Source organism: Gammaproteobacteria bacterium, assembly GCA_028817255.1.
Classification (GTDB): Bacteria; Pseudomonadota; Gammaproteobacteria; order Porifericomitales; family Porifericomitaceae; genus Porifericomes; species Porifericomes azotivorans.
The window spans coordinates 1-6,658 of sequence record JAPPQA010000177.1; the positions used below are offsets into that span (position 1 = coordinate 1).

General features: G+C 68.0%; 6 protein-coding genes. 4 read left to right on the forward strand and 2 right to left on the reverse strand.

What is annotated here, in order from left to right:
- Positions 1-168 precede the first annotated feature (168 nt).
- The gene (locus OXU43_07160; GenBank protein MDD9824933.1) at positions 169-1,455 is read left to right on the forward strand and encodes an ankyrin repeat domain-containing protein; all 1,287 of its coding nucleotides are present in this window, start codon (positions 169-171) and stop codon (positions 1,453-1,455) included.
- 112 nt (positions 1,456-1,567) lie between these two features.
- Here the strand turns inward: OXU43_07160 and OXU43_07165 are convergent, their stop codons facing one another.
- Both OXU43_07165 and OXU43_07170 read right to left on the reverse strand, forming a co-directional pair.
- On the reverse strand, positions 1,568-2,179 hold the full coding sequence (locus tag OXU43_07165) for a hypothetical protein (protein ID MDD9824934.1): 612 nt from the start codon (positions 2,177-2,179) through the stop codon (positions 1,568-1,570).
- Positions 2,180-2,264: 85 nt separating this feature from the next.
- Entirely contained in the window at positions 2,265-2,723 is a 459-nt protein-coding gene (locus OXU43_07170; GenBank protein ID MDD9824935.1) for a hypothetical protein, read from the reverse strand.
- A gap of 136 nt (positions 2,724-2,859) precedes the next feature.
- Between OXU43_07170 and OXU43_07175 the strand changes: the two genes are divergently transcribed.
- The 3 genes from OXU43_07175 (at position 2,860) to OXU43_07185 (ending at position 6,610) form a co-directional block, all read left to right on the forward strand.
- Positions 2,860-3,591 (forward strand): redoxin domain-containing protein, encoded by a 732-nt coding sequence (locus OXU43_07175; protein ID MDD9824936.1) that lies wholly within the window; start codon positions 2,860-2,862, stop codon positions 3,589-3,591.
- 233 nt (positions 3,592-3,824) lie between these two features.
- A complete protein-coding gene (gene speA / locus OXU43_07180; protein MDD9824937.1) occupies positions 3,825-5,723 on the forward strand; it encodes a biosynthetic arginine decarboxylase in 1,899 nt (632 codons plus the stop codon).
- The gene (locus OXU43_07185) at positions 5,720-6,610 is read left to right on the forward strand and encodes an NAD(P)-dependent oxidoreductase (GenBank protein MDD9824938.1); all 891 of its coding nucleotides are present in this window, start codon (positions 5,720-5,722) and stop codon (positions 6,608-6,610) included. Before speA ends, OXU43_07185 begins: the two co-directional genes overlap by 4 nt.
- The last annotated feature ends 48 nt before the right edge of the window (positions 6,611-6,658 follow it).

The window sequence follows — 6,658 nt, forward strand, 5'->3', positions numbered from 1 at the left end:
GGCGGGAATCCAGCGTATAAAGCGCGCGCTTCGCGCTCCTTCAGGGCGGAGCGAGAGCGCGGCAGACAGCCATAAACTCGCGCCGCCGCCTGCCGCCGCCGGTTGGGAGGCGCCTGCAGCCCGCGGGGTGTGGGGATAGCGCGCGCCGCCGACGGTTATAATGACGGCATGGGATCGAAGCGTTTCCAGTCCGGGAAGGTTGCGGCCTTCGTGGTCCTGTCGGGCCTTGCGGTTCTGCCTCCGCGGGGCTTGGCCACGCCCCTGCACGAGGAGGCCAGGGAGGGCGATACCGAGGCGGTTCAAGCGCTGCTGGCGGCTGGCGCGGATCCGAATGCGCGGGCCGGCGAGTACGAGGTGACGCCCCTGCATTACGCGGCCGACGGCGGCCAGGCCGGGGCGATCCGGATCTTGCGGGAGGGCGGCGCGGATCCGAATGCGCAGGACAAACGCGGGCAAACGCCCCTGCATTACGCGGCCGACGAGGGTCAGGCCGGGGCGATTCGGTCTTTACAGGAAGGCGGCGCGGATTCCAATGCAGGGGACGGAGACGGGGCTACGCCCCTGCATTATGCGGCCAAGAACGGCCATGCCGAGGCGGTCCGGGCCTTGTTGGAGGGCGATGCGGATCCCGACATCCGGGACGACAAATACCAGATAACGCCCCTGCATGTTGCGGCCGGGAATGGCCATGCCGAGGCGCTCGAGGCCTTGCGGGAGGGCGGCGCGGACCTGAATGCGAAGGATGGCGAGCACGGGGTGACGCCCCTGCACTACGCGGCCAGAGGCGGCCATGCCGAGGCGGTCCGGGTCCTGGGAAAGGGCGACGCGGATCCGAACGCGCCGGGCGAGAACGAGGTAACGCCCCTGCATATCGCGGCCAGAAATGCTCGGGCCGAGGCGGCTCGGGCCTTGCTGGAGGGCGGTGCGGATGCGGAGGCGCGGACCGCGAAGATCGGGCAGACGCCGTTGCATATAGCGGCCGATGAAGGCCACGTCGGGGTGATTCGCGCCCTGCTGAAGGGCGGCGCGGATGCGGACGCGCGCACCGAGGAGAGCGGGCAGGCGGCGCTGCACTACGCGGCCGGCAAGGGTCTTGCCGAGGCGGTCCGGGTTTTGCTGGGGGGCGGCGCGGATCCGAATGTGCGGGCGGAAGATGCGGAGCGGGTCGGGCAAACGCCGCTGCACTACGCAGCCGGGAGGGGGTACGCGCAGGTGGTCCGGGCCTTGTTGGCGGGCGGTGCGGATCCGAATGCGCGGGACGGAGCGCGAGCCGGCGAGGGCGGGGATATGCCCCTGCATTACGCGGCCTCGAATGGCCATGCCGAGGCGATTCGGGCCCTGCTGGCGGACGGCGCGGACGCGGAGGCGCCGGATGTGGACGGCTTGCCGCCTCTGGCCCTGGCCAAATTATCGGGCAACGCCGAGGCGATTCGAGTCTTGCGGGAGGCGCCCTGAGCGCCGGGCGGCGGCACGCTCCCGCCGCGCCCGCGGGCGCGGCGTCCAAAGCCCGCGCCGCCGCATGGATTTTTGCGGCATTCTTCGGCGGAGGCGGCAGAGACCGCCGCTGTCAGGCAATACCGTGACGCCAGTTGGAGTCTTCCATCGCCAATTGAGTGGATTGGCGCGTAATCCGGTCCGCATTACTGATGCGTAAAGCAGAACGACGGAAGACCCTGAATAAAGTCCACATGAGCGTGGGGATCAAAATCAAATTAAAGAAATGCGCGCGTAGCAACAACTGCAGCGTGAGGCATCGAATCGCTTTCTTTCGCAGGCGCAACAGTTCCTCGCGCACTTCCGCATCGGCAATCCGCTCGTAGCACTCCCTGTGAGAGTCGTGCTGGATCGAATGCGGCATTTTGTCCTGTCGGTCCGCGGCCAATATCACCATGAGCACAGGCCAGTCATACTGATGGCAGAAGCGGAGCATGGCATTGTATTCTTCCCGAATTTCCAGGTAGTTACGGTCGGAAAACCGCAACCCGCCGCGTTCGTCCGCCGCCATGTGGAAAATCCTGTCCCGCAAAGCGAACAGCCGGTGCCGCGCCCAGGCGATCCAGGCTTCCTGCCACAGCACTTGCAGAAACCAGACGAGGGTGCACAGCAAAGCAACTGTCCACAAGGTTAGCGCCAGCACCATCCAAGCCGGAAGCTCTATCGAGAATTCAGTAGCCAGCATCTTTTTCGCTCCTCCCCGCAGGGCAGAAAAGCCTGCGGAGCCTGTTTCGCCGCGGAATTATAGCAGACTTGCACAGTTGCGCGCCTTAAGGATCGGGGCCCCAATCTTCTGGATTCGTCTCGCCGGATTTGGTGAGATTGCTGGATGTACGATTGGGATCGAGTTTCTTTTCCAACTCTATTTTCGAGTCCCCAAAATACCGAATCTTGTTCCTGAGTACGTTGAATAAACATATTCCCGCCAGTACCGCACCCATGAAGGCCGTTCCCAGGAACAGAATGACGATCAAGGCCGATATAAGAAAAGAATCGCTATCGAATACGATTTTTGCCCCCTGCAAATTTATATCTATATCCACAGTTACCACTGTTATTGACAGTGCTACCAAGGTGAACCCGATACTTACTCCTACACTTGCGACAACTTGAAACAGTCTCCACCTGTGCAATTTGCGAGTAATTTCGGCAAGATTTCCCTGAGGCTTTTCCTTGCTGTGGCTGATTGATTTCGTTTTATTTTTCTTCTTTTCCACGCTGAGCGGCATCCACGCGAATCCGGCAAGCCTGCCAAGTCTCGGGTGCCGTATCCGGCAACATCCCGACAGGGAGCCCCGCGACTCATGTTTATCGGGCCACAGGTATAGCCCCGATTCGGACCGGGCGCAAATATACGGCTGGCCCGTGCCGGCGCCGCCGCGCCCCGTGCCGCCCCCGGAGGCGGGCCTGGCCGACTGCACGGTCGGCGGCATTGACCCTGCGCCCGTTTGCGATACGATCCGTTCCATGCGGATACGTACCTCGCGTTCCTGGCTGCGCGGCCCTTCCCCCCGGCGGTTCCGCGCGCCGCCGCGTCCGGCAACGGCGGCAGCCTGTTGCTTCCTGGCTTGCCTCCTGCTGACCGGCCTGCTGTTGCGCGCCCCCGGCGCCGGCGCCGCCGGCCAGGCGCCGCAGCGAACCTTTGCCGCGCCGGAGTTCACGCAAGGCTCTCCGGAGGCATGGATCAATTCGCCGCCGCTGCGGATGCAGGATTTGCGGGGCAAGGTAGTGCTGCTGGATTTCTGGACCTTCGATTGCTGGAATTGTTACCGCTCCTTCCCCTGGCTGAAGGAGCTGGAGGATCGGTTGGAACCGGAAGGATTGCAGGTCGTGGGCATCCACACTCCCGAGTTCGCGCATGAGCGCGTGCGCGGCAATGTGATCGCCAAGACCAAGGAGTTCGGCCTGCGCCACCCGGTCATGATGGACAACGACTTTGCCTACTGGCAGGCGATGAACAACCGTTACTGGCCGGCCTTCTACGTGATTGACAAAAATGGCTCGGTGCGCGGCACCTTTTTCGGCGAGACCCACGCCAACGACGGCCGCGCGCTGCGCATGGAACAGTTGATCCGGGAGTTGCTTGCGGAGTCCTGAGGCGGGCCGTTCGCCGATCCTGACTCTGCCGCCGTCCCCAGCCGTCCCCGCAAGCCGCTGTCATTGCCGCCGCCACCGCCGCTGCTGTCGTAGCCGAATGCCCCCTGAACTCTCCTGAACGCTCTCCCGCACTTCATGCGCCGCCGCCTCCCGCGCGCCCATATCCCGCGCGCCCGTATCCTGTACGCCCATACCCCGTGCGCCATGCGCCCCGGCCTTTCGGGGGGCGGGGCATGAGCCTGGCGCTGCTGCAGCCGGCGCCCGGGGAGCGCTGCGACCGGGAGGAGATCCGGGCCTGCTACCGGCTGCCGAATTGGTCGCAGGGCTATTTCGATGTGCTCCCGAACGGGCATCTCGCCGTGCGGCCCTTCCGGGATCCCGGCCGCGCCGAGATCGATCTGTATGCCCTGGCCGGCGAGGTCCGGGAGCGGGGCCTGCCCTGTCCCGTGCTGTTGCGCTTCCCCGACATCCTGGCCGACCGCGCCCGGCTGCTGGAGGACGCCTTCCGGCAGGCCCGGCGGCGCCACGCCTACCGCGCCGACTGCCAGGCGGCATACCCGGTCAAGGTCAATCAGAAGCGCCGCGTGGTGGAGGCGATCCTGCGCGGCGGCCGGGTCGGGCTGGAGGTCGGCAGCAAGGCCGAGTTGATGCTGGCGCTGGCGCTGGCCGCGAAGGGGACGCTGCTGGTCTGCAACGGCTACAAGGACCGCGAGTACCTGCGGCTGGCCCTGGTCGGCATTCGCATGGGGCTGCGGGTCTTCATCGTGCTGGAGAGGCTTGCCGAATTCCGCTTGCTGCGCCAGGCGGTGCGGCAAGTGTCGGCCGTGCCCCGGCTCGGGCTGCGCGTGCGGCTGCACTCCATCGCCGCCGGCAACTGGCAAAATACCGGCGGCGAAAAATCCAAGTTCGGCATGCACCCCGGCGAAGTGTTGCGGACCACGCAGACGCTGCGCGAGGCCGGCTGGCTGGGCCGGCTGCAACTCCTGCATTTTCATATCGGTTCGCAGGTCTCGGATATCCGCGACTTTCAGCGCGCCCTGCGCGAGGGGGCGCGCTACTACGCCGAGTTGCGGCGCCTGGGCGCGCCCGTGGCATGGGTGGACGTGGGCGGCGGCCTGGGCGTGGACTACGACGGCACTGCCTCCCGGGGCGCCAACTCGGCCAATTACGGGATGGAGGAATACGCGGCCACCGTGCTCCGCGAACTGGCCGCGGTCTGCCGGGCGCGGGAGTTGCCGCAGCCGAACGTGATCACCGAGTGCGGCCGCGCCATGACCGCCCACCATGCCTTGCTGGTCACGGAGGCACTGGAGGTAGAGCGGGCGCCGGGGCCGCCGGCTCGCGGCGCGGTCGCCGCCCGGGCCGGGTCGCGCCTGGCCGCCGAATTGCGCGAGACGCTGGCGGGGCTCGCGCCCGGCAAGGCCGCGCGCGCCTGCCGCGACGCCGGGCGTTGCCGCGAGGAGGCCCGCGACCTGTTTTTGCGCGGCCTGCTCGGGCTGGATGCGCTGGCTGTGGTGGAGGAACTCTATTACGCCGTGTGCCGCCGCGCCGGCGCCCTGTTGGCAGCGGACTGCCGGGAGCGGCTCCCGGGCCTGGAGGAACGGCTCGCCGACAAGTATCTCTGCAACTTTTCCCTGTTCCAGGCCCTGCCCGACAGCTGGGCGCTGGGCCAGGTTTTCCCCGTGGTGCCGCTGCACCGGCTGGACGAATGGCCCGAGCGCAGGGCCACTCTGCACGACCTGACCTGCGACTCGGACGGGCGCATAGACCGCTACGCCGTGGCCGGGGAATCCAGCCTGCCGCTGCACCGCCCGCGTCCCGGGGAACGTTATTTGCTGGGCATTTTCCTGCTGGGGGCCTACCAGGAAGTCCTGGGCGACATGCACAATTTGTTCGGCGCCACCGCCTCCCTGGACGTGCGCTGCACCGGCGGCGGCTACCGGATCGAAGGCGCCTGGCCGGGCGACTCGGCCGCCGACCTGATGCGGCGCCTGGACATGCCGCCGGCGCTGCTGGCCGAGCGATACCTGCGCCGGCTCCGCGCCGCCGGGCTGCCGGCCGCGGAGCTGCGGGACTACCGCAAGCTGCTGGCCGCCGGCCTGGACGGCTACACCTATCTGGCGCGCCGGTGAAGCCGCGGCCGAAAACGGGCGTGATCGGCCTGGGCGCGATGGGCGGCCCCATGGCGCGGCGCCTGGCGGATGCGGGGCTGTTGGCAGCCGTCTGGAACCGCACGCCGGAGCGGGCGCGGCGGCAGTTCCCGGATTCGCCGCTGCTGGCCGATTCGCCGGCGGCCGTTGCCGGGCGCTGCGAACTGGTGCTGCTCAGCCTTTCCCGGGACGAAGACGTGCTGGCCGTGCTGGACGCGCTGGCGCCGGCGCTGCGGCCGGATGCGATCGTCGCCGACACCTCCACCGTCGGGCCGGACACCGCCCGCACCGCGGCCGCGCGTCTGCGGGAGTGCCGCGCGCACTTTTTGGACTGCCCCGTATCGGGGGGCGTCGAGGGCGCCCGCAACGGCGCCCTGACCATGATGGCGGGCGGCGACCCGCGCCCCCTGGAGCGGGCGCGGCCCGCGCTGTCCGTCGTTGCGGCCCAGGTGCTGCATATGGGCGAGGCGGGCGCCGGCCAGGCGACCAAAGCCGTCAATCAACTCATGGCGGCAGGCATCAACCAGGCGGTGAGCGAGGCGCTGGCCTTCGGCGAGCGTCTGGGCCTGGACATGGAGCGGGCGTTGCAGGCGCTGGCCGGCGGCGCCGCCGGCAACTGGTTCCTGGAGCATCGCGGCCGCGGCATGCTGGCCGGCAGTTACCCGCCCGGGTTCCGGGTCGCCTTGCACGGCAAGGATCTGGAGATCGCCCAGGCCCTGGCCGCCGGCCTGGGCTTCCGCCTGCCGGTCGCCGAAGCCACGTTGCGCGATTACCGCGAATTGATCCGCCAGGGCCGCGGGGACGAGGACATCTCGGCGCTTTTCCGATTAAAGCGCAGCCTGTGCCGCGGCGGCGCCCGCGAGTCCTGAGCCTTCGGCGCCGGCTGGCGCCCCGCCTGGCCGGGATTGACTGGCGGG

What these genes read in the sequence shown, in the direction of transcription:
- OXU43_07160 (MDD9824933.1), top strand. Translation starts at nt 169, where the DNA reads ATGGGATCGAAGCGTTTCCAGTCCGGGAAGGTTGCGGCCTTCGTGGTC.
- OXU43_07165 (MDD9824934.1), bottom strand. Translation starts at nt 2,179, where the DNA reads ATGCTGGCTACTGAATTCTCGATAGAGCTTCCGGCTTGGATGGTGCTG.
- OXU43_07170 (MDD9824935.1), bottom strand. Translation starts at nt 2,723, where the DNA reads ATGCCGCTCAGCGTGGAAAAGAAGAAAAATAAAACGAAATCAATCAGC.
- speA (MDD9824937.1), top strand. Translation starts at nt 3,825, where the DNA reads ATGAGCCTGGCGCTGCTGCAGCCGGCGCCCGGGGAGCGCTGCGACCGG.